Here is a 21,449-nt window from a genome sequence, read left to right as displayed (position 1 = left end):
TCAAGCGAAGGTCGCGGCGTATTCGTCGATCGCTGCCTTGAGTTTGTCTGCTGCGTCACCTTTGATCTTCGGATCTTCGTCGGTGATCCACTTCAGCAGGTCAGCATGCTTGCCGCGCAGGTGCGACAGCAGACCGGCCTCGTAGCGGCCAACATCAGATACGTCGATCTTGTCGAGGTAGCCGTTGGTGCCAGCGAAGATGACGCAAACGATTTCCGCGTTTGTCAGCGGCGAGTACTGCGGTTGTTTCATCAGCTCGGTCAGGCGCGCACCACGGTTCAGCAGCTGCTGAGTTGCGGCATCAAGGTCGGAACCGAACTGCGCAAACGCAGCCATTTCGCGGTACTGAGCCAGCTCCAGTTTCACCGGACCGGCAACCGATTTCATCGCGTCAGTCTGAGCCGAGGAGCCCACGCGCGAAACCGACAGACCGGTGTTCACAGCAGGACGGATGCCCTGATAGAACAGTTCGGTTTCCAGGAAGATCTGACCGTCGGTGATCGAAATCACGTTGGTCGGAATAAACGCCGAAACGTCACCACCTTGGGTTTCAATAACCGGCAGAGCGGTCAGCGAGCCTGCACCGAAATCTTCGTTCAGCTTCGCCGAACGCTCCAGCAGGCGCGAGTGGAGGTAGAAAACGTCGCCAGGATAGGCTTCACGTCCGGGCGGACGACGCAGCAGCAGGGACATCTGACGGTAGGACACAGCCTGTTTCGACAGGTCATCATAGATAATCAGCGCGTGGCGGCCGTTGTCGCGGAAGTATTCGGCCATCGCAGTCGCCGAGTAAGGCGCCAGGAACTGCATCGGCGCCGGGTCGGACGCGGTTGCGGCCACAACGATCGAGTATTCAATCGCGCCGGATTCTTCCAGTTTCTTCACCAGCTGTGCAACGGTCGAACGCTTCTGACCAACCGCCACGTAGATGCAGTACAGTTTCTTCGACTCATCGTCGCCTGCTGCGTCGTTGTAGACTTTCTGGTTCAGGATGGTGTCCAGAGCAACGGCGGTTTTACCGGTCTGACGGTCGCCAATGATCAGCTCACGTTGGCCACGGCCGATCGGGATCATCGCGTCAACCGATTTCAGGCCGGTTGCCATCGGCTCGTGCACCGATTTACGCGGGATGATGCCGGGGGCTTTGACGTCAGCAACGCCACGCTTGGAGGCATTGATCGGGCCTTTGCCGTCCAGCGGGTTGCCCAGACCGTCAACAACGCGGCCCAGCAGTTCGTCACCGATCGGAACGTCCACAATCGAGTTGGTGCGCTTAACTGTGTCACCTTCTTTGATGTCACGGTCGGACCCGAAGATAACAACACCCACGTTGTCGCTTTCCAGGTTCAGGGCCATACCCATGATGCCGCCGGGGAATTCGACCATCTCACCGGCTTGCACGTTGTCCAGGCCGTATACACGGGCAATCCCGTCACCGACGCTCAGCACGCGGCCTATCTCGGCCACTTCTGCTTCCTGACCAAAGTTCTTGATCTGGTCCTTCAGGATTGCAGAAATCTCTGCAGCTTGGATTCCCATTTATCCGACCTCTTTCATTGCATTCTGTAGGGAGTTCAGCTTCGAACGGATCGAACTGTCGATCATCTTCGAGCCCACTTTAACGACAAGACCGCCGATGAGGCTTTCATCAACGGTCGCATTGATTGTCACGGTCTTGCCCACACGCTCGGACAGCGTCTTGGACAGTTTTTCCATCTGTGTCTTGGTCAGCGCCTTGGCCGAGGCGACATCGGCGGTCACTTCGCCACGCTCTTCGGCCAGCATGTCGCGCAGAACCTGCACCAGCTGCGGTACGACAAACAGGCGGCGTTTTTGTGCCATCAGGCCCAGCGTGTTGCGCAGGATGGCATTCAGGCCCATTTTGTCGGCGATTGCGGTAATGGCGCCTTCCTGTTCGGCGCGCGAAACCAGAGGCGAAGCGATCAGGTTACGCAGTTCGGCGCTGTCGCCCAATGCTGCTGCCAGATCGTTAATTCCGGTCTCCAGACCTGCGAGGTCTTTATTCTCTTTCGCGATCTCGAAGATCGCGGTGGCATAGCGCTCGGCGATGCCTGTGGAAATCGAAGCTGGTTCGGACACGTCCACCCTTCCGATATTTGAGGCCCCGATTTCGGGTAGCGGCCGCTACCTTGGGGCGTGAGGAAACCCCGTCCATTTAGGGCGGGGATCAAAATCACCGGGGATGTAGCAGAGCCGAACCCAGCTAGCAACATATTATCACGGGGGTGGCTTTATCCACAAAGTGTTTTATTTCAAGCAGTTACACGGGGTGCGACCCTTTTGTCCGGCTGCAAGGGGCGAAAAATGTTACGAAAGTGTAGGTTTTTGCGATTCCTGAGGCGTTTTTGCCGCGTTTTCGCTCTTTGACGTAGCGTAAAAAGCAGGCAAGAGCTAGGCGGGCTTCAACAGACCGTCCAGTGCCTTGATTGGGCGGCGGACAGGATCCTTGGTGACGCTGCCGCTTGGGGGTCGAATATGCTTTGTTGCTTCGACCATCAGAACACCTCCAGCCATGACGGTGGGTATCCGCTGGCCCGTCTTTTCGATCAGATTGCCCGACTTGAGCCAGAACCGCCGGAACGAGGGAGGCAAATACAATGCTGAGCAATGGCTTTCCGGTTCAAAATGATGCGCCCGAAGCTGGTTTTCTAGCTGCGATGCTGAATACGGACGTCCAAAGCCAAACGGCGTCCGATCCGTCCGTGACCACAATCCCGCGCGGTTGGGCACAATAAAGAACGCGCGCCCACCGGGGCCCAGAACCCGCCAGCATTCATTTAACAGTTCGCTTGGCCGCTGCGAGGTCTCAAGCCCATGCATCACCACCAGCTTGTCCACGTGCCCGGTCTCAATTGGCCACATCGTCTCTTCCGTCAGGACCGAGACATTGGGCATCCCCGCAGGCCACGGCATAACGCCTTGCGGCCCAGGCATCAGCCCAATCACCCGCCGGGCATCTGCCAGGTAAGGGCGCAGCAAGGGTACGGCAAAGCCAAACCCGGCGACTGTCTGGCCTTTGGCTTCGGGCCATTGTTCGATCAACCGGCCCCGGATCGCCGCCTGCGCCGCACGCCCCAATGTGCTGCGGTAGTAGAAATTCCTCAGATCCTGCACATCAAGATGCATTGCGGACACCCGGTCAATCGGCTTAGCTTCGGCGCAGTCTAGCAACGAAAGGGCAAAAGGCCATGCCTCTTGAGATCGTCACCATTCCATGTCTCAGCGATAACTACGCTTTTCTGGCGCATGACGCCGCAAGCGGCAACACCGCTTTGATCGACGCGCCCGAAGCAGGACCCATTCTGGCCGAGCTGGACCGGCGCGGCTGGACGCTCAGCCACGTGTTGTTGACTCATCACCACTATGACCATGTGGACGGCCTGCCGGCCATTCTGGAAAAGCACACCGCCAAAGTGATCGGGGCCGCTGCCGACGCGCACCGCTTGCCACCATTGGATCAACAAGTCAGCGATGGCGATACGTTTGAACTGGGCGGAGAGCAAGTTCAGGTGTTGGATGTCTCAGGCCATACGGTCGGACATATCGCGTTTTACATGCCCCAAAGTGCTGCCGTTTTTACCGCAGACAGCCTGATGGCCCTCGGCTGCGGGCGTCTGTTCGAAGGCACAGCGCCTCAAATGTGGGCCTCCCTGTCGAAATTGGCCGCCCTGCCCGACGATACTGTGGTGTGTTCAGGTCACGAATATACACAATCGAACGCCAAGTTTGCCCTGACGGTGGATCCGGACAATGCGGCGTTGCAGGATCGCGCTGCTGATATCGACCGCGCCCGGGCGGCGAATGAACCAACGGTGCCCTCGACATTGGCTTTGGAAAAGGCGACAAATCCTTTCCTGCGCGCAACAGATCCGGCGATTCAAGCGCATCTGGGCATGGCGGGCGCGGATCCGGCGGCTGTATTTGCGGAAATCCGGGCTAGAAAAGACCGCTTTTGATGCCTATTTCCCCAACTTCACAGCCACGGTCACAATAAATGTGACTGTCAAGTGAAAGAAAACCCTTGAAGCCGGGCCATGATCAACCAAACTCTAATAGTATGAGGACATGGTTGGGATGGGGATCCGGCCGAAAGCCCGCGCCCCTTCCGACCCAAGACAGAGGAGCACCCGCGTGCCTTCATTCTCGAGCACTTTAGAACAAGCCATTCACGCGGCCCTTGCGGCAGCGAACGAACGGCGACACGAATTCGCTACGCTGGAGCATCTGCTTCTGGCGCTGCTGGAAGAACCGGATGCGATCCGCGTCATGAAAGCCTGCAGCGTTGATCTTGAGGACTTGCGTAGCACTCTGGTCGAATTCATTGACGAAGATTTATCCAACCTCGTCACCGACATTGACGGGTCAGAGGCCGTGCCAACAGCCGCTTTCCAGCGCGTGATCCAGCGCGCCGCGATCCACGTGCAAAGCTCGGGCCGGACTGAGGTGACGGGCGCCAATGTTCTGGTCGCCATCTTCGCGGAACGTGAAAGCAACGCAGCCTATTTCCTGCAGGAACAGGACATGACACGCTATGACGCGGTGAATTTCATCGCTCACGGCGTCGCTAAAGACCCTGCTTACGGCGAAAACCGCTCAGTTTCGGGCGCGGATCAGGTTGAAGAGGAACCGCAGTCTGGCACGGGCGAAGGCGAGCAAAAAGAAAGCGCTCTTGGAAAGTACTGTGTCGATCTGAACACCAAATCCCGCGCGGGTGACGTTGATCCGCTGATTGGGCGCTCGGACGAGGTTGAACGCTGTATCCAGGTGCTTTGCCGCCGCCGCAAGAACAATCCGTTGCTGGTTGGCGATCCGGGCGTGGGCAAAACGGCTATTGCCGAAGGTCTTGCGCACAAAATCGTCGCGGGCGAAGCCCCCGATGTGCTGTCCGAGACAACGATTTATTCGCTGGATATGGGCGCGCTGCTGGCCGGTACGCGCTATCGCGGTGATTTCGAGGAACGGCTGAAGGCGGTCGTGACCGAGTTGGAAGAGCATCCCGACGCGGTGCTGTTCATTGACGAAATTCACACGGTCATCGGCGCAGGCGCCACATCGGGAGGCGCGATGGATGCGTCGAACTTGCTGAAACCTGCACTGCAGGGTGGCAAGCTGCGCACCATGGGTTCGACCACGTACAAGGAGTTCCGTCAACATTTTGAAAAGGACCGCGCGCTCAGCCGCAGGTTCCAGAAGATTGATGTGAATGAGCCTTCTGTGGAAGACAGCGTGAAAATCCTGCGCGGCCTCAAACCGTATTTTGAAGAGCATCACGCGATCAAATATACTGCGGACGCGATCAAGACCGCGGTGGAACTGTCTGCGCGCTACATCAATGACCGCAAGCTGCCTGACAAGGCCATCGACGTGATTGATGAGGCCGGGGCCGCACAGCATCTGGTCGCGGAAAGCAAGCGCCGTAAAACCATCGGCGTGAAAGAGATCGAGGCCGTGGTCGCCAAGATCGCGCGTATCCCGCCCAAGAACGTCACCAAGGACGATGCCGAGGTTCTGAAAGACCTTGAGACCTCGTTGAAACGAGTGGTTTTCGGACAGGATGACGCCATTGTGGCACTGTCGAGCGCGATCAAACTGGCGCGCGCGGGCCTTCGTGAACCTGAAAAGCCCATCGGCAATTACCTGTTCGCAGGTCCGACCGGTGTGGGCAAAACCGAAGTGGCGAAACAGTTGGCCGACACGCTGGGTGTTGAACTGCTGCGCTTTGACATGTCGGAATACATGGAGAAGCACGCGGTTTCGCGCTTGATCGGTGCACCTCCGGGCTATGTTGGGTTCGATCAGGGTGGCCTGTTGACCGACGGCGTTGACCAGCATCCGCATTGCGTGCTGCTGCTGGACGAGATCGAGAAGGCGCACCCGGATGTGTTCAACATCCTGTTGCAGGTGATGGACCATGGTGAGCTGACCGATCACAACGGCCGCACTGTGAATTTCCGTAACGTGGTGCTGATCATGACTTCGAACGCGGGTGCGCAGGAACAGGCGAAGGCTGCAATCGGCTTTGGTCGTGATCGCCGCGAAGGCGAAGATACGGCTGCAATTGAACGCACCTTCACGCCGGAATTCCGCAACCGTCTGGACGCGGTGATTTCCTTCGCACCGCTGCCGAAAGAGGTCATCCTGCAAGTGGTCGAGAAATTCGTCCTGCAACTGGAAGCACAGTTGATGGACCGCAATGTGACCTTTGACCTGACACCCAAGGCCGCCGAATGGCTGGCGGACAAGGGGTATGACGACAAGATGGGTGCACGCCCTCTGGGCCGTGTGATCCAGGAACACATCAAGAAGCCTCTGGCTGAAGAGCTATTGTTCGGTAAGTTGGCCAAGGGTGGTGTGGTTCGCGTTTCGGTTAAGAAAGGCGATCTGAACCTGGAAATTCTGGGCCCCGATCAGCCCCGCATTCCGGGCGACAAGCCGCCGCTGCTAACAGCAGACTGATTGCACAAGCGTTTAGAAACATTGATCGCCCGGTTGCACCTGCATCCGGGCGATTTTGCATCAACGCCAGACGATTGCGCGCCCGTTGGCGCGTTTTTCGACGGAACGACTTCTCGCGCACGTTTCACAATCACCGTTGAAGCGAATTGGAGAGTCGAATGCTTAAACCCGCCGTCCTTTGGGGCTCTTCCTTAACCTTTGCCGTGATCGCCACAATAACGACCGCACAACACAGGTTTCGCTATCATGATGAAACGACAACGCGGCCACTAATTCTGCAACCGGCCACGATTGATCCGGGGGTCAGTTACGTTGATCTCACCGAAGCCAAAAATCGCGTAAGCGTTTCCGCAAATGGGATACCGGACCATCTGGTCGGTCGCTTTCCAAACGGAGGCAACCCGCACGGCCTTTCCGAGCAACGAGTCAATCTCAGCGTACCCGCGCATCCAAAACCAAGTCGCACGCCTAAGCCTCTGGAGCTGGGTTGGAATTTCGGCGTGTCGATAGACGGTGTGGTGTTTGATCCGCTGGCGGTAGAATACTGGAATGGAGATCCAAGATCGGGTTGGTCATACAACGCGCTTGGCGGCGCAATTTCGCTGGGACTTGACGAAAACCACGCCCATGTTCAGCCCGGCGGAAAGTACCACTATCACGGTATCCCGACCGGCTTGATCGAACTATTGAAATACACGCCGACCCGACATTCGCCTCTGGTCGGATATGCCGCAGATGGTTTCCCGATCTATGCGATGACTGGTATTGAGGATGGGAACGTGACGCAAATGACCTCATCCTGCCAACTGAAGAACGGCAATCGACGCGGAGGCAGCGCGCCAGACGGAAAGTTTGATGGCACCTTCAATGAGGACTATGTTTACCGCGCTGGAACCGGAAATCTGGACGAATGCAACGGAGGCTTCACGGTCTCACCCGAATATCCGTCTGGAACATACGCCTATTTCCTAACTGAAAACTACCCGGTCATCCCACGGTGTTTCACTGGTACGCCAGACGGCAGCTTTCGCTTTGGGCGTCGCTGAGCACAAGGCAAAGCGCTGGTTAACGTTCCGTCAGCTTCAGCTCGATGCGCCGGTTCTGGGCCCGTGCTTCGGGTGTGTCGGCCGGATTGACGGGCTGGAACTCTCCAAAGCCGTTTGCCGCAAGCCGGCTGGGCGGAATACCCAGCGCCTCGACCATATACAGAACCACCGACAGGGCGCGGCCCTGACTCAGTTCCCAGTTGTCGCGATAGCGCCCCGTCCCGGCGAGGGGGACATTGTCCGTGTGGCCGTCGACACGAATGACCCAGTTCAGCCCTTCGGGGATTTCAGCGGCCACGGTGCGTAGGATGTTGGCCACTTTGGCGACCTCGAGTTGGCCTTCGGGCGACAGCACGGCCGAGCCGGTGTCAAACAGAACCTCGGACGAAAAGACGAACCGATCCCCTTCGATCCGCACCCCGTCTTGATCCCCCAGAACATCGCGCAATCTGCCGAAGAATTCAGAACGATAGCGCTGCAAATCCTCGGCCTGCGCGGCCAGTTCCTCATTCTGGCCTGACAGAGCTTCGGCTTCAGCCTCCAGACGGGCGCGTTCGGCCTCTTCCAGCAGGCGGCGGCGACGTTCTTCCGAGGCCGCGCGGGCCAAAGCGGCGTTCAGATCCTGCCCCAGCGTTTGGATGCGGATATCGGCGGCGGCGTTGCGTTCTTCATAATCGTCCAGCAACGCCTGCAACCCACCTAATTGTTGACGCAGCGCAGCGAGTTGCTGATTCAACAAGGCGGTTTGACGCTGCGCCTGCTCAGATACTTCTTTTTCAGTCGAAATCGCTTCGCGGGCCACGGCCAGCAGGGCAGCGCGCTCCTCGGCCAATGTGCGTTGTTCCTGTGCATCCGTCTGCGCCTGAGTTTGTGCGGCAAGGGCAGCCTGCAACTGCGCCTCAAGCTCTTCGGTGTTCAATTCACCGAATTGACGCTCAAGCTCGGCACGCGCGGCTTGGGCGGCGGCCAGCAGGGTCAGCGTTTCCTCGGCCTCTTTGCGCTGCGCTTCCAACGCCAGTGTCATCGCAGTCAGTTCGGCATCGGCGTTCTGCAATCGGTCGCGCAGGTTTTCAGCCGCCGCCGCCTCAGCCAGTCGCGCGGCCTCTTCAGCGCTAAGTTGATCTTCAAGTTCCGTGATCAGCGCCGCCTGAGCGGTTTCGCTCTGCTCCAGATCGGCAACCAGAGCTTCCAGCGCTTCGCGGCGGGCCGCAGCCAACCGGGCGGCCTCGGCCTGTGCGTCAATCTCGGCGCGACTTTGGGCCAGCGCAAGGTTCAACGCATCCTGTTCCGATAGCAACTGTTCCTGTTGGTTCTGTAACCCCTGCCGTTCCGCCTCAAGCGAGGCTATGACATCTTGTGCGCGATCCTGATCGGCCAGCAATGCCGCAACCTGCGCCTCAAACCCCGTTATCCGCGATTGCGCCTGCGAAAGGCTATCTTCGGCCTGAGCCAACTCGTCTTCGGTTTCAGACAAGGTCGCGTTCAGCGCCCCAAGCCGCGCTTCAAGTCGGCTGTTTTCGCGTTCTTCCAACCCCAGCGCGCCGGCCAACGCGGCAACTTCGTCAGACAGCGCTGTCAGCTCGTCTTCCTGCCCCGAAATCGTTTCCCGCAGGACGAACTGAACCACCATGAAGATCGTCAGAACGAAGGTCAAAACCATCAAAAGCCCGGTGATCGCATCCACGAAGCCGGGCCAGACCGAGCCCTGAAACCGTTGACCTGTGCGACGGGACAGGGCCATCTTTTATTCTCCGCCCGGCGTCGTGCGTACAGCACCGCGCGGCAATGTCAGGGCCTTGACCAGCAGCTCGATATCCTTGCGCATCTCGCTCATGCTTTCCTGGCGACCGGCCGAGATTTCTTCGAGGATGCGCAACAATTGCACATCCATCGACCGCAGGCGCATCCGGCTTTCGGCGTCGATCCCGTCGCCGGTGCCCTGTTCGCGCATGTGATCCAGCAGGGCATCCTGTCCCAGCGCCACGCGTTCCAGCGCGGCGGTGACGCCTTCGTTGTCGGATTGGCGCAGGTTCATATCGGTGATCACGTCCACCAACTGACCCAGCTTGGCGGACAGCTCGGCCCGATCCCCCTCCTGTGCCGAGAACAGGTCCTGCAAGGCGTCCATCTGTTCTGACATCGTATCCAACACCGGGGACAGTACGGCCAGTTCTGCGCTGCTGCCTTCATCACCCAGCGCAAAGCCGACCCGTGTGATCGAGGACAGCCATTCCTCCATCTCGCGGTAGAACCGGTTCTGACCATGGCCCGCAAACAGCTCCAGCAAGCCGACTATCAACGACCCGGCCAGACCCAGCAACGAGGACCCAAAGGCCACGCCCATGCCCTGCAACTGCGCCTCAAGCCCAACCATCAAGCGATTGAACACGGCCAGCCCCTCTTCGCCCTCTTGCGGGTTGAGGCTGCGGATCGTGTCGACAATGGCCGGGACCGTGGTGGCGAGGCCGAAGAATGTACCCAGAAGGCCTAAGTAAATCAGGACGTTGGTGATATATCGCGTGATCTCACGCTCTTCCTCGATCCGCTCGGCCACCGAGTCCAGAATGGACCTGGTTGAACTGGAACTGATCTGAGACCGCGCGCCACGTTCACGCAGCAACGAGGCCAGCGGCGCCAGCAATTGCGGGGTGCGCGCATCTTCGCGGACGACGCCACCGACAAAAGCTTCGATCCAGCGGACCGAGCCGATTAACTGTGTTACCTGAAGAAAACAGGCCAGAACACCGATCGCAAAGACCAGCAGGATAAACCCATTGAGGTACGGGTTGGCATAGAAGACCGGCAAGACATAGGGCAGCGCCATAAACACGCCCGCCCCCGCCAGACCTATAGCGATCAGCATCGTTACGATCTGACGAATGGGTTGCGAGAAATGCGGTCTCGCGCCCTGATGTGCCTGCGCCATGCGCGTGGTTCCCGGTTCTTACCTGCTCTGACAGTGAATCTAGCGAAAATCCGCCGGTGACGCCAAGGGTTTATGCGGTAATGCTACGCACCCGTTGCGCCAACCACTCAAGATCAGGGTCGCGCAGGCCAATCTCGGCCAGATGTTCGGCGGTGTTATAGAGGTATTCGGTGTTCGGCCCGCGCCCGCCCACGGCGTGGGCGATGATCTGAGCCTGTTCCTCAAGAGGCATTCCACCGCAATATTGCACGTGGTCTTTTTCGATCACATAGGTGACGGCCTCGACCGTTTCGCCGCTTTCCAGATGCACGTCCAGCATCTTCTCAACATAGGCTGACGAGATCAGCTCACGCTCGCGCAGCTCGTGCAGGGTGCGGTCCTCGTGACCGGGCTCGACCGACAGGGCCAGACCCTTGCATTGGGCGCTGTCCTGTTCGTCCAAAGCCAGCACAAGCCCGGGGTGATCCTCGGTCCCGCGATGGTGGATCGAGCTCATGCAGAAGGATCGGGCATATCCGTGCAACGTCGCACGCGCGCTGCGGGCAACGGGAAACCCCGGATTCCACAACAGCGATCCATATCCGAATACCCACATTGTCATAGCACTGGTCCTTGCCCGTTTGCGCCTATAAACATCAATTCAGGTACGGGAAAAAGGGCGAACTGCCATGCGCGGGCTGATACGGCTAGTCATTGTCATAACTGTGATCTGGAGCGCATATTGGTTTGTCGCCGGATTTGGCCTGCGCAATGCCATAACCACATGGTTCGACGGACAACAGGACAGGGGCTGGCAGGCTGAGTATTCGCAGGTCGCCACCGCAGGGTATCCGTTCAACCATGTCACCCGGCTGGATAATCCCGCGCTGGCCGATCCGGTCAACGGCACCGCCTGGAGCGCGGATTGGATCGAATTCCAAAGCCCCGCCATCTGGCCCGGCCAGCAAATGCTGCGATTTGCCGACACGCCGCAGCGGTTATCGTATTTCGACCAAACCTCGACCATCACGGCGGCGGATTTGGTGGCAGAGTTGCAACTGCAACCCGGTATTGCGCTGGTGCTTGAGAAGATGGCGCTGACTTCCGGGTCGTGGTCAATCGCTGACGACGGAGAAGCGCAAGCGGCGGGCGAGACGCTGCAGCTGTTCATGGCGCAGACAGCAAGCCCTGAGACCTATGCCATCAGCGCCCGGATTGACGGTTTCACCCCCGGTGACGACTTGCGCGAGCTCATGCGCTCGGCCACCACTCTACCGCAATCCTTTGAGACGCTCGAACTGGACATGACGACCGTGTTCGACAAGCCATGGGACCGGTCCGCGCTGGAACAGGGTCGCCCGCAACCCACCAGAATTGATCTGCGGCTGGCCGAGATGAAATGGGGGGCCCTTCGTCTTTTTGCGGCCGGAGAACTAGACGTGGACGCGCAAGGCATCCCCACCGGAGAGATCGCCATCAAAGCCGAGAACTGGCGCGATATGATCGCCATGGCTAACGCGGCAGGCGCATTGCCTGATCAGGCCGTCGACCCGGTGACGCGCGCGCTGAACTTCATGGCCGGACTAGGCGGAAACCCCAATGCGTTGGATTTGCAGTTGAATTTCCGAGACGGCTTCGTTGCGGTCGGCCCCCTGCCCCTTGGCCCAGCCCCGCGGCTAATTCTACGTTAACGGCAATACGGACCCCGTCTGTGGCGTGCCGTATCCAGATGGAAATGATCACGGTGATAGCGGTCCGAGTTCGGCCCCAACACCGTACCAAACGGCCCGCACGCGCCGCGCCAGATTTTGGTCAGTTGTTTCTTCGACGGGTTCTTGCGCCAGCCGTTTAGAACCGTCACCAGCTCTCCGTCCGCCATTCGAAAACCCGAGATATCAATCGCGCGCCCCTTGCCATGCTCGGATATCCGCGCGCCTTTCTGATTGTTTCGTGTTCTGCAGGCATAGTGGGCGGCGACTTGTAGTTCGACCACCGGACCGCGGCGTTTGAAGGTTGGCTTGACCGATTTATCGACCCATTTGTTCAGCGCAATGGCAGTTCCGCAATCCATCGTAGACGGGCGGCTGAGTTTGACACCGGCGACCGAAGTAATCTGCACCGCGTCCTTGATCCCGCAGGCCTTGATCTTGCCCGGCACCTGCCCCACCGGTTTGCCTTGAATGTCGATATCCCCGCAGACCGAACCCTTGCGCAGCTTGCGTTTCTTGAACAGCGCCTCCTGTTCCAGAGCTTTCGGGCGCAGATAGGGCATCAGGGATGTGTCCGGCCCCAGGAACGGCAGCGCTGTCGGGCGCGCAGCGACGGCCAGAACCTGTGCTGAAACAGGACGCAACACGGGGCGAAGCTTTGTTGGGCCAACAACCTGCTCGACCGATGGCCGCGCCACGGGAATCAATGACTGTTCCGGCGCTGCCTGTGCTGTTGAAGCCAAGGCCCCAACAAGCGCAAAAGCAATGGTCCGCCGGATCACCCTCATGGCGAAGATTTCCCCCGGCCGAAATCCGGCGCATCCGTATCCTGGCCTGCGTCGATGATCCCACGCCGGATCGCGCGGGTGCGGGTGAAATAGTCGAATAGCTGTTCACCATCGCCGGTTCGGATGGCCCGCTGTAAGGCGAACAGTTCCTCGGTGAACCGGCCAAGAATTTCCAGCGTCGCGTCCTTGTTGGTCAGAAACACATCGCGCCACATGGTCGGGTCCGAGGCCGCGATTCGCGTGAAATCCCGGAAACCGGCAGCCGAATATTTGATAACCTCGCTATCCGTCACCCGGCGCAGGTCATCGGCCACACCGACCATCGTATAAGCGATCAAGTGCGGCGCATGGGACGTAACGGCTAGCACCAGATCGTGGTGGTCCGCGTCCATCTCATCAACGTTCGATCCCATCCCCTCCCACAGCGCACGCAAGCGCGCGACGGCGGCAGGGTCGGTGCCTTCAACCGGCACCAACAGGCTCCAACGATTGTCGAACAATTCGGCAAACCCGGATTCTGGGCCCGAGTGTTCCGTCCCGGCCAGCGGGTGTGCGGGGATGAAATGCACGCCCTCGGGGATATGTGGCGACACCGCCTCGATCACATGTCGTTTGACCGAGCCCACGTCAGACACTGTTGCGCCCGGTTTCAGCATTGGTGCGATATCTGCAGCCACCGCACCCATCGCGCCGACCGGGACACAGAGAACGATAAGATCGGCGCCCTCGACCGCCTCTTGCGCGGTGTCGCACACCCGGTCGCAAAGACCGATCTTGCGCGCGGTGTCGCGCGTCGCCTTGGACCGCGCGTATCCCGTCACTTCACCCGCTAGCCCGGCGCGTTTGATGGCCCAGAACATGGACGAGGCAATCAGCCCCAGCCCGATCAGTGCAACACGGTCGTAGATCTGGCTCATGCTGCGCCCTCTTTGAATGCGGAGATTGCCGCAACGACCCGGCGGCAGGCGTCTTCATCGCCCACGGTGATGCGCAGCGCATTTGGCAAGTTGTATCCCGCCACACGCCGCACGATCAAACCTTGGGTTTTCAAATAGTCGTCGCAAGCCTCAGCCTCGGCCTGATCGGTGAACCGGGCGAGAATGAAATTGGTACAGGACGCATCCGAAGGCACCCCGATCTTGGCCAGTTCGTCGGACAACCACACCCGCAGGCGCGTGTTTTCGGCCTGACAATGAGACAAGAACTCTTCGTCCTTAACCGCAGCTTCGGCTGCCGCCAAAGCGGTCAGTGATAAGTTAAACGGCTGACGCACTCGGTTGAGCACATCAATGATCGACTGCACGGAATAGCCCCAGCCCACGCGCATCCCACCCAGGCCGTACACTTTCGAGAACGTCCGGGTCATGATCACGTTGTCGAACCGACCCACGATGGATGCCCCACCATCAAAATCATCGACGAACTCGGCATAGGCCCCGTCGATCACCATCAGGCAACTGTCGGGCAGAGCCTCGGCTAGGCGCACAAGCTCACTTTCAGGGATCATGGTCGAGGTCGGGTTACCCGGATTGGTCACAAACACGATCCGCGTCTGATCAGTCACAGCGGCAAGGATGTTGTCAACATCCACGCGGCGGTCCTTTTCAGGCACCATCACCGGCGTTGCCCCCGCCATCCGCGCGATGATCGGGTACATGGAAAAGCCGTGCTCGGTATAGATGACCTCGTCCCCCGGTCCGGCATAGGCTTGCGCCACGAATTGCAGCACCTCGTCACTGCCGACACCACAGATGATCCGCGCCGGATCCAACCCGTGGCGCGCGCCGATTGCGTCGCGCAGGGGCGCGTGGTCGGTGCTGGGATAGCGATGCAGGTTGGCGGCACTGTCGCGCACGGCTTCGATCGCCTTAGGGCTGGGACCAAAGGGGTTTTCGTTGGAACTCAGCTTGATCACATGCGAGACCCCGGCCACATGCGACTGGCCACCCTGATACAGCGCGATGTCCATTATGCCGGGTTGCGGGGTGATCTTGGTCATAAGAGGCTCCGTTGATTGGAGCCTCTCATACCTGTCTCAAGGCGTTGAGAAAAGCGGCAATTCCGTCACGCCGCTTTGAAGCGGGCGGTCGCCGGGTCGGCCGTGTAGAATGGTGCGAATTCAGAGGTGCGGCGCGACAAGTCATTGACGCTGTCGATCACGAACTGCACCGTCTGTTCGCTCATCAAATATGAGAAGTTCAACCGCACCCAACCGGGCTTCTTCATCTCTTCTCCGGCAGACAGCGCGGCGTGCAACGCCTCGGACGTGTCCCGGTCTATGTCCAACAGGCGATGCGCATAGGGCCCAGCACAGGCACAGCCGCCCCGCGCCTGAATGCCGTAGATATCGCTGAGCATACGGGTGAACAGTTGCTGATGCACCGGGTGCCCCGCGTTGTCGCGAACGAGGAAGGAGAAGATCGGCAGGCGATGTTGATTGTCCACGCCCAGCAGCGTGAGGTTCGGGTTGTCACGCCATCCCTGCAACGCCATTTGGTTATACTGTACCTCGCGTTTGGTGATCTCTTTTACGCCAACTACATCCTTGACGACAAAAGCCAGCGCCGCGCGGATATCGCCGATAACGTTGGGTGTTCCGGCTTCTTCGCGCGCGGAAAGGTTAGCGCTGTAGTCATGCCGCCATGGCGAAACAAAGCTGACCGTCCCGCCACCGGGCCAACTGGGACAGGTCCGACGCACGGCCTCCGTGTTAACAACCAATACACCCGAAGCCCCCGGACCGCCTGGAAATTTATGCGGAGAGACAACTATTGCGTCCTTACGTGTATCGCCTTCCCCTATATCCATCGGCAGGTAAGGCCCACCCCCGGCATAATCCCAAACTGCCAGCGCACCATGCGCTTTCAGCAAGCGTGTCACCGGATCGGGGTCGGTGATGATGCCGGTCACGTTCGAGGCCGCTGAAAACGACCCGATGATCAGATCGGACGCAGAATGATCGACCAACATACGTTCAAGCACTTGCAGATCGACACCCCCGTCCGATGCTTCGGGGATTTCGATCACCCGCGCCTTGCTTTCGCGCCAGGGCAAAATGTTCGAGTGATGCTCATATGGCCCCAACAAAACAACCGGCCGGTCCGCCTCGTTGACACCCATCAGGCTGACCAGCCGGTTGAGACCCGCAGTGGCGCCAGAGCCGGTGAAGATCACGGCATCCTCTTCCTGGGCGCCAACGATGCGGGCAATCTCTGCGCGGGCCTCTCCGCGCAAGCGCGTCATATACGCGCCGCAATACGAAGCCTCGGTGTGGCTGTTGGCATAAAACGGCAACACATGCGCAGTCACAAAATCCTCGACCTGCCGCAACGCGCGGCCCGAGGCAACGTAATCCGCATATACAAGCGGCACGTCCCCGCGCAGACCCGGAATCATGACGCCTTCTCCGATCAGCCCATCACGAAAGGGGGTTATGCAATCGGCGGATTGGATGGACGCGCGGAATTGGTTCAGGGTCATGGCTCAGGCTCCGTATTACCCTGACAATATGATTGGTATTTTTTGGATAAACTTCACATTTCTTTGAGTAGTTTTTCCATTTTTTGTGTCATATGATCTGACATGACCGAGAAAATAGATCAGATTGATCAAGGCATACTGCGCGAACTGCAAAAAGACGCGACCCTGTCACAGCGAGAACTGGCGGATCGGGTCGGCCTGTCTCAGAACGCGTGCTGGCGTAGGCTGAAGGCGCTGAACGAAAGCGGCGTCGTCACCGGGTCGACCGCCAAGATCGCGCGCGAGAAACTGGGCCTCAGCCTTGTGGTATTTGTGATGCTACGAACCCGGCATCACTCGGCCGAGTGGCTGCAGGCGTTTCGCCGCCATGTACTGACCATCCCCGAGGTTGTGGATTTTCACCGGATCGGGGGCGATTATGACTATCTGCTCAAGGTCGTGACGCAGGACATGGCATCCTATGACAAGGTGTACCAACGCCTGATCGAAAAGGTCGAACTGGACAGCGTCACGTCCTATTTCGCTATGGAAGCGATCGCCGAGGGGCGACCGCTGCCGATCTGACTGGATCACTCACCAACAATCAGCTGCAAATCCCCGTCTCCGGTCACAAAACCGGTCACGAAGAAATTGCGATTTCCGGACGAAACCCAAGCCCGCGTCGATTCACCCGGGATCGCGGGGGTATAGGCCAACCGCGTGTTCGACGCGAAGGCACGCGCCAACCGGTTGATATCGCCAACCGTCGGCACCGGCCGGGTCGTGCCATATCCACGCACGATAACCTCACAGGACCGATCTCTGGTACTGCCCCCAAGGAATTCCATCCCCCGCTCAAGTCTCGGCTCATTGGCATTGAACCCGGCACGAACCCGCGATTCTTCGAATGTCGGGGCGGTCTCGATACATCCATGTTGAAAACTTTGCAGGATACCGGTCAAAAGCGGGTCCTCGGACCGCAGCCCACTTGATGTCAGAGGTCTGGTGGAGTCGGAGCAACCGACAAGTAGAACGGCCAGCCCTGCTGCGGTCAGGATTTTCTGAAAACGTGCTGTCATAGCGGTCTCAAATTCACTGTGTTGTCTCATATGCGCTTGGTCACGGACCAAAGTGTTGGAATTTCAGCGCAATGGCAACAGAACTGTGTAAACGAAAAAACCGCGCCGGATGGCGCGGTTTTCGAAACTTTCCAGATCGGCGAAGATTAGTTCTTCGCGTAGAATTCGACGACCAGGTTCGGCTCCATCATGACCGGGTAAGGCACATCGCTCAGGCCCGGTGCGCGCACGAAGGTTGCGGTCATTTTCGAGTGGTCGGCGTCGATATAGTCAGGCACATCACGCTCGGCCAGCGCAACTGCTTCCAGAACAACGGCCAGTTGCTTGGACTTGTCGCGTACTTCGATCACGTCGCCTTCTTTGACGCGGTAGCTGGGGATGTTCACCCGCTTGCCGTTCACTTTGACGTGGCCGTGGTTCACGAACTGACGTGCGGCAAACACGGTTGGCACGAACTTGGCGCGGTAAACAACAGCGTCCAGACGACGCTCCAGGAGACCGATCAGGTTTTCACCGGTGTCGCCTTTAACACGCTCGGCTTCAGCGTAGATGCGGCGGAACTGCTTCTCGGTCAGGTCGCCATAGTAGCCTTTCAGCTTCTGCTTGGCGCGCAGCTGCAGACCAAAGTCCGACAGTTTGCCCTTGCGGCGTTGACCGTGCTGGCCGGGGCCGTATTCACGACGGTTGATCGGGGATTTCGGACGACCCCAGATGTTTTCGCCCATCCGGCGGTCGATTTTGTACTTGGCAGACGTGCGTTTCGTCACGGCTGATCTCCTTCTTTATGTTCGAAGGCGCTGCTCTGCTACAAGAGTAGGCGCCTACTATGAAGGGCGTTGTCCTCTTGGGGTTTCCCCCATGACAGGCATCCCCTTGCGAGGGCCACCAACACCAATGAAGCCGCGCTTATATCTGCAGTTCCGTCAGAGTCAACAGGTCCTGAAAAAATCCGGTCCGTTGAATCGGATCAATCCACCAACGGTCCCGCATTCGCCGCAGGCAGGCGCGGCACTGCGTGAAGATTGGGGTCCATGCGTGGACGAGTCGGGAACGAGACCACCGTATTCGCGTGGCTGGCCGATTCGCCGCCAGCCTGACGGATTTCGACAAACTCATCGACCCAAAAGTCCTGTTCGCGTGCAGGACATCCTTCTTCGAATACCAAAAGAGGTTCAGCCTGCGTCGCTGAAACATATAACAGGGCCGAGAATTGCTGTGCCCCGTTGGTCAGGATAACAACACCCTGCGCCCCGTTGCCCAATTCGTCTTCCGAGATGAAATGATGCAGAACATTCAGCGGTACCTCTCGGCCGTGCGGCAAAGAACCTTCTACAAAGGCGACATGCCCGCGCCAGGACCACGCAGCCCCAACATTCAAAAAGGACAGAGGCGCCGCCTCAAGCCCATCCAGTTCCGTCTGTTTCCATAAAATGGCTATACGACCGTTTTGCCCGGCTCTCATTATACCCGCCCGCACCTTTCAACGTATCACTGCTTACGCTGGCGTTCTTATCAGGGCAAATTCTGGCAGAAAAGAGACGTTAACATAACGTTCATAAAAATGTTGCTAAAGAGATTCAGCTTCTGGCTTCTGGCGGGAAACGATCCCGCCAGCGCCACAGCAATTGTCTGCGATCTGCGTCAGCCGCACTTAGAATGACCGCAGCTTCGGCAGGTCATGCAGCCCTCGATCATCGCCATATCGAACTGACCACAGGATGGGCAGGCTTTGCCGCGGGGCGCGTCAATATTGACCACCTGCGCCTGCGGGTCGGATTTCAGACCCATTCCTTCGCCTTCAAGAAAGCCGATATTGACCATATGCTGCTCGATCACGCCGCCAATCGCGGCCAGGATCGATGGGATGTATTTCCCCTGCACCCAGGCCCCGCCACGCGGATCGAACACGGCCTTTAGTTCTTCAACGACAAAGGACACATCCCCGCCCCGTCGAAATACGGCAGAAATCATGCGGGTCAGCGCCAGCGTCCAGGCGTAGTGCTCCATGTTCTTTGAATTGATGAACACCTCGAACGGACGACGGCGGCCACCAATGACGATATCGTTGATGGTCAGATAAATCGCGTGTTCGCTGTCGGGCCATTTCAACTTGTAGGTCGACCCCTCCAGCGATTGCGGACGGTCCAGCGGTTCGGACATATAGACAACCTCGCCGCCATCCACCTGATGCGGGGCATCCGCGCTTTCGCCGGGGGCTTTGTCGGCGCTTTCGGACACTGTCAGGACCGAGCCGGTCACGTCATTCGGGCGATAGGTCGTGCAGCCTTTGCAGCCCTGATCCCAGGCCTGCATGTAAACGTCCTTGAAGGCGTCAAAGCTGATATCTTCGGGACAGTTGATCGTCTTGGAAATCGAACTGTCGATCCATTTCTGCGCGGCGGCCTGCATCTTGACGTGATCAGACGGGGAAAGCGTCTGCGCGTTCACGAAATAGTCGGGCAAGGCAACATCGCCGAACTTGTCGCGCCACATCTGCACGGCATAGTCCACGACTTCTTCCTCGGTGCGCGAGCCATCCTTCTGCAGCACTTTGCGCGTGTAGGCGTAGGCAAAGACCGGCTCGATCCCCGACGACACGTTCCCTGCATAGAGCGAAATCGTCCCAGTCGGCGCGATCGAGGTCAGCAGGGCGTTGCGGATACCATGTTCGCGGATCGCGTCACGCACGTCATCATCCATTTGCTGCATGTTGCCGCTGGCCAGGTATTTCTCGGCGTCAAACAATGGGAAAGCGCCCTTCTCCTTCGCCAAATCGACCGAGGCCAGATAGGCGGCGCGGGCGATCGCGTGCAACCAGCGTTCGGTTTGACGCGCCGCTTCGTCGGACCCATAGCGCAAACCCAACATCAAAAGCGCATCGGCCAACCCGGTCACGCCCAGCCCAATCCGGCGCTTGTCTTGTGCTTCGGCTTCCTGCTCCGCCAGCGGGAATTTCGACGCGTCTACTACGTTGTCCATCATGCGCACAGCGGTCGCGACCAATTCTTGCAAAGCGGCCTCATCCAGACGCGCCGCGTCCTCGAACGGATCTGTCACCAACCGCGCCAAGTTGATCGAGCCCAAAAGGCACGCACCATAGGGTGGCAAGGGTTGCTCGCCGCAGGGGTTGGTCGCGGCGATGGTTTCCACATAGCTGAGGTTGTTGGCCTCATTGATGCGGTCAATGAAGATTACTCCAGGCTCGGCGTAATCATATGTGGCCTGCATGATCTTGTTCCACAGATCACGCGCCTGAACGGTATGATAGACCTTGCCGTCGAACTGCAACTCCCACGGACCATCGGCCTTGACGGCCTCCATGAACGGATCCGTCACCAGGACCGACATGTTGAACATGCGCAGGCGGGCCGGGTCAGATTTCGCGGTGATGAACTGTTCGATATCAGGGTGATCGCAGCGCATGGTCGCCATCATCGCCCCACGGCGCGAGCCCGCAGACATGATCGTTCGGCACATCGCGTCCCACACATCCATGAAGGAAAGCGGGCCAGAAGCATCCGCAGCCACGCCTTTCACATCGGCCCCACGTGGACGGATGGTCGAGAAATCATACCCGATCCCGCCACCCTGCTGCATGGTCAGCGCGGCTTCTTTCAGCATGTCGAAGATACCGCCCATGCTGTCGGGCACGGTGCCCATGACGAAACAGTTGAACAGGGTCACCTGACGCGCCGTACCTGCACCCGCAGTGATGCGACCAGCGGGCAGATATTTGAAATCTTCCAACGCCTCATAGAACTTATCTTCCCAATGGGCCGCGTCATCCTCGACCCGCGCCAGATCACGGGCGATGCGCCGCCAACTGTCCTCGACCGTCTGGTCGATGGGCGTGCCATCCGCTTCTTTAAAGCGGTATTTCATGTCCCAGATCTGCTCGGCGATGGGGGCGGCAAAGCGGCTCATTGGTGATTCCCTGTTCTGAAAGAGGTATCCAGACTACTCCAATTCACATCCAAACCACAACA

19 protein-coding genes are annotated in these 21,449 nt (G+C 58.8%); 5 read left to right on the top strand and 14 right to left on the bottom strand.

Annotated features, from left to right (window positions below; translation table 11 throughout):
* From atpA to ACR0DB_RS04330, 3 genes are all read right to left on the bottom strand, one after another.
* Entirely contained in the window at positions 1 to 1,539 is a 1,539-nt protein-coding gene (gene atpA, locus ACR0DB_RS04340) for a F0F1 ATP synthase subunit alpha (protein WP_170788158.1), read from the bottom strand.
* Entirely contained in the window at positions 1,540 to 2,100 is a 561-nt protein-coding gene (locus ACR0DB_RS04335; RefSeq protein WP_170352320.1) for a F0F1 ATP synthase subunit delta, read from the bottom strand.
* A 312-nt stretch (positions 2,101 to 2,412) separates the two neighbouring features.
* Positions 2,413 to 3,147 carry a class I SAM-dependent methyltransferase gene (locus tag ACR0DB_RS04330; protein WP_170768995.1) on the bottom strand — a complete coding sequence of 245 codons (735 nt, stop codon included), beginning with the start codon at positions 3,145 to 3,147 and terminating at the stop codon, positions 2,413 to 2,415.
* A gap of 62 nt (positions 3,148 to 3,209) precedes the next feature.
* On the opposite strand from ACR0DB_RS04330, the gene gloB reads away from it, so the two are divergent.
* The 3 genes from gloB (at position 3,210) to ACR0DB_RS04315 (ending at position 7,523) form a co-directional block, all read left to right on the top strand.
* Positions 3,210 to 3,977: a hydroxyacylglutathione hydrolase gene (gloB, locus tag ACR0DB_RS04325; RefSeq protein WP_480549168.1), complete on the top strand. Its 768-nt coding sequence runs from the start codon at positions 3,210 to 3,212 to the stop codon at positions 3,975 to 3,977.
* A 175-nt stretch (positions 3,978 to 4,152) separates the two neighbouring features.
* Entirely contained in the window at positions 4,153 to 6,477 is a 2,325-nt protein-coding gene (gene clpA / locus ACR0DB_RS04320) for an ATP-dependent Clp protease ATP-binding subunit ClpA (protein WP_170783775.1), read from the top strand.
* 158 nt (positions 6,478 to 6,635) lie between these two features.
* Complete coding sequence (locus ACR0DB_RS04315; protein ID WP_480549166.1) at positions 6,636 to 7,523, top strand: YHYH protein; 888 nt, start codon at positions 6,636 to 6,638, stop codon at positions 7,521 to 7,523.
* Positions 7,524 to 7,542: 19 nt separating this feature from the next.
* On the opposite strand, the gene ACR0DB_RS04310 is transcribed toward ACR0DB_RS04315, so the two are convergent.
* The 3 genes from ACR0DB_RS04310 to ACR0DB_RS04300 all read right to left on the bottom strand — a co-directional run bounded on the left by ACR0DB_RS04310 (position 7,543) and on the right by ACR0DB_RS04300 (position 11,050).
* Complete coding sequence (locus tag ACR0DB_RS04310; RefSeq protein ID WP_480549164.1) at positions 7,543 to 9,264, bottom strand: peptidoglycan -binding protein; 1,722 nt, start codon at positions 9,262 to 9,264, stop codon at positions 7,543 to 7,545.
* 3 nt (positions 9,265 to 9,267) lie between these two features.
* Positions 9,268 to 10,449, bottom strand: coding sequence for a biopolymer transporter ExbB (locus ACR0DB_RS04305; protein WP_170768990.1), 1,182 nt, complete (start codon positions 10,447 to 10,449; stop codon positions 9,268 to 9,270).
* Positions 10,450 to 10,519: 70 nt separating this feature from the next.
* Positions 10,520 to 11,050, bottom strand: a complete 531-nt coding sequence (locus tag ACR0DB_RS04300) for a gamma-glutamylcyclotransferase (protein WP_170768989.1) — start codon at positions 11,048 to 11,050, stop codon at positions 10,520 to 10,522.
* Positions 11,051 to 11,117: 67 nt separating this feature from the next.
* Here ACR0DB_RS04300 and ACR0DB_RS04295 point away from each other — a divergent pair, with 67 nt between their 5' ends.
* Entirely contained in the window at positions 11,118 to 12,119 is a 1,002-nt protein-coding gene (locus tag ACR0DB_RS04295; RefSeq protein ID WP_480549162.1) for a DUF2125 domain-containing protein, read from the top strand.
* Here the strand turns inward: ACR0DB_RS04295 and ACR0DB_RS04290 are convergent.
* From ACR0DB_RS04290 to ACR0DB_RS04275, 4 genes are all read right to left on the bottom strand, one after another.
* Positions 12,116 to 12,925, bottom strand: coding sequence for an extensin-like domain-containing protein (locus ACR0DB_RS04290; RefSeq protein ID WP_480549160.1), 810 nt, complete (start codon positions 12,923 to 12,925; stop codon positions 12,116 to 12,118). The genes ACR0DB_RS04295 and ACR0DB_RS04290 overlap by 4 nt on opposite strands.
* Complete coding sequence (locus ACR0DB_RS04285) at positions 12,922 to 13,842, bottom strand: prephenate/arogenate dehydrogenase family protein (RefSeq protein WP_480549158.1); 921 nt, start codon at positions 13,840 to 13,842, stop codon at positions 12,922 to 12,924. Before ACR0DB_RS04285 ends, ACR0DB_RS04290 begins: the two co-directional genes overlap by 4 nt.
* Positions 13,839 to 14,924, bottom strand: coding sequence for a histidinol-phosphate transaminase (gene hisC, locus ACR0DB_RS04280; protein WP_480549156.1), 1,086 nt, complete (start codon positions 14,922 to 14,924; stop codon positions 13,839 to 13,841). The genes ACR0DB_RS04285 and hisC overlap by 4 nt, the downstream gene beginning before the upstream one ends.
* A 65-nt stretch (positions 14,925 to 14,989) precedes the next feature.
* On the bottom strand, positions 14,990 to 16,405 hold the full coding sequence (locus ACR0DB_RS04275; RefSeq protein ID WP_480549154.1) for an aminotransferase class V-fold PLP-dependent enzyme: 1,416 nt from the start codon (positions 16,403 to 16,405) through the stop codon (positions 14,990 to 14,992).
* Positions 16,406 to 16,507: 102 nt separating this feature from the next.
* Between ACR0DB_RS04275 and ACR0DB_RS04270 the strand changes: the two genes are divergently transcribed.
* Positions 16,508 to 16,969 carry an Lrp/AsnC family transcriptional regulator gene (locus tag ACR0DB_RS04270; RefSeq protein ID WP_480549152.1) on the top strand — a complete coding sequence of 154 codons (462 nt, stop codon included), beginning with the start codon at positions 16,508 to 16,510 and terminating at the stop codon, positions 16,967 to 16,969.
* A gap of 5 nt (positions 16,970 to 16,974) precedes the next feature.
* On the opposite strand, the gene ACR0DB_RS04265 is transcribed toward ACR0DB_RS04270, so the two are convergent.
* The 4 genes from ACR0DB_RS04265 to ACR0DB_RS04250 form a co-directional block, all read right to left on the bottom strand.
* Entirely contained in the window at positions 16,975 to 17,463 is a 489-nt protein-coding gene (locus ACR0DB_RS04265; RefSeq protein ID WP_480549150.1) for a hypothetical protein, read from the bottom strand.
* A 146-nt stretch (positions 17,464 to 17,609) separates the two neighbouring features.
* On the bottom strand, positions 17,610 to 18,230 hold the full coding sequence (gene rpsD / locus ACR0DB_RS04260; protein ID WP_170325974.1) for a 30S ribosomal protein S4: 621 nt from the start codon (positions 18,228 to 18,230) through the stop codon (positions 17,610 to 17,612).
* Positions 18,231 to 18,430: 200 nt separating this feature from the next.
* Complete coding sequence (locus ACR0DB_RS04255) at positions 18,431 to 18,925, bottom strand: hypothetical protein (RefSeq protein WP_480549149.1); 495 nt, start codon at positions 18,923 to 18,925, stop codon at positions 18,431 to 18,433.
* Positions 18,926 to 19,104: 179 nt separating this feature from the next.
* On the bottom strand, positions 19,105 to 21,387 hold the full coding sequence (locus ACR0DB_RS04250) for an adenosylcobalamin-dependent ribonucleoside-diphosphate reductase (protein ID WP_480549147.1): 2,283 nt from the start codon (positions 21,385 to 21,387) through the stop codon (positions 19,105 to 19,107).
* Between the last annotated feature and the right edge of the window lie 62 nt (positions 21,388 to 21,449).

The sequence above is a fragment of the Ruegeria sp. AB6 genome (genome assembly GCF_056542685.1).
The sequence above is the reverse complement of the archived record's forward strand: the minus strand, read 5'-3'. Positions and strand labels throughout refer to the sequence as shown.

Excerpts from the sequence above, each read along its gene's own strand:
- atpA (WP_170788158.1), bottom strand. The coding sequence starts at position 1,539 with ATGGGAATCCAAGCTGCAGAGATTTCTGCAATCCTGAAGGACCAGATC.
- ACR0DB_RS04330 (WP_170768995.1), bottom strand. The coding sequence starts at position 3,147 with ATGCATCTTGATGTGCAGGATCTGAGGAATTTCTACTACCGCAGCACA.
- gloB (WP_480549168.1), top strand. The coding sequence starts at position 3,210 with ATGCCTCTTGAGATCGTCACCATTCCATGTCTCAGCGATAACTACGCT.
- ACR0DB_RS04315 (WP_480549166.1), top strand. The coding sequence starts at position 6,636 with ATGCTTAAACCCGCCGTCCTTTGGGGCTCTTCCTTAACCTTTGCCGTG.
- ACR0DB_RS04310 (WP_480549164.1), bottom strand. The coding sequence starts at position 9,264 with ATGGCCCTGTCCCGTCGCACAGGTCAACGGTTTCAGGGCTCGGTCTGG.
- ACR0DB_RS04305 (WP_170768990.1), bottom strand. The coding sequence starts at position 10,449 with ATGGCGCAGGCACATCAGGGCGCGAGACCGCATTTCTCGCAACCCATT.
- ACR0DB_RS04300 (WP_170768989.1), bottom strand. The coding sequence starts at position 11,050 with ATGACAATGTGGGTATTCGGATATGGATCGCTGTTGTGGAATCCGGGG.
- ACR0DB_RS04295 (WP_480549162.1), top strand. The coding sequence starts at position 11,118 with ATGCGCGGGCTGATACGGCTAGTCATTGTCATAACTGTGATCTGGAGC.
- ACR0DB_RS04290 (WP_480549160.1), bottom strand. The coding sequence starts at position 12,925 with ATGAGGGTGATCCGGCGGACCATTGCTTTTGCGCTTGTTGGGGCCTTG.
- ACR0DB_RS04285 (WP_480549158.1), bottom strand. The coding sequence starts at position 13,842 with ATGAGCCAGATCTACGACCGTGTTGCACTGATCGGGCTGGGGCTGATT.
- hisC (WP_480549156.1), bottom strand. The coding sequence starts at position 14,924 with ATGACCAAGATCACCCCGCAACCCGGCATAATGGACATCGCGCTGTAT.
- ACR0DB_RS04275 (WP_480549154.1), bottom strand. The coding sequence starts at position 16,405 with ATGACCCTGAACCAATTCCGCGCGTCCATCCAATCCGCCGATTGCATA.
- ACR0DB_RS04270 (WP_480549152.1), top strand. The coding sequence starts at position 16,508 with ATGACCGAGAAAATAGATCAGATTGATCAAGGCATACTGCGCGAACTG.
- ACR0DB_RS04265 (WP_480549150.1), bottom strand. The coding sequence starts at position 17,463 with ATGACAGCACGTTTTCAGAAAATCCTGACCGCAGCAGGGCTGGCCGTT.
- ACR0DB_RS04255 (WP_480549149.1), bottom strand. The coding sequence starts at position 18,925 with ATGAGAGCCGGGCAAAACGGTCGTATAGCCATTTTATGGAAACAGACG.
- ACR0DB_RS04250 (WP_480549147.1), bottom strand. The coding sequence starts at position 21,387 with ATGAGCCGCTTTGCCGCCCCCATCGCCGAGCAGATCTGGGACATGAAA.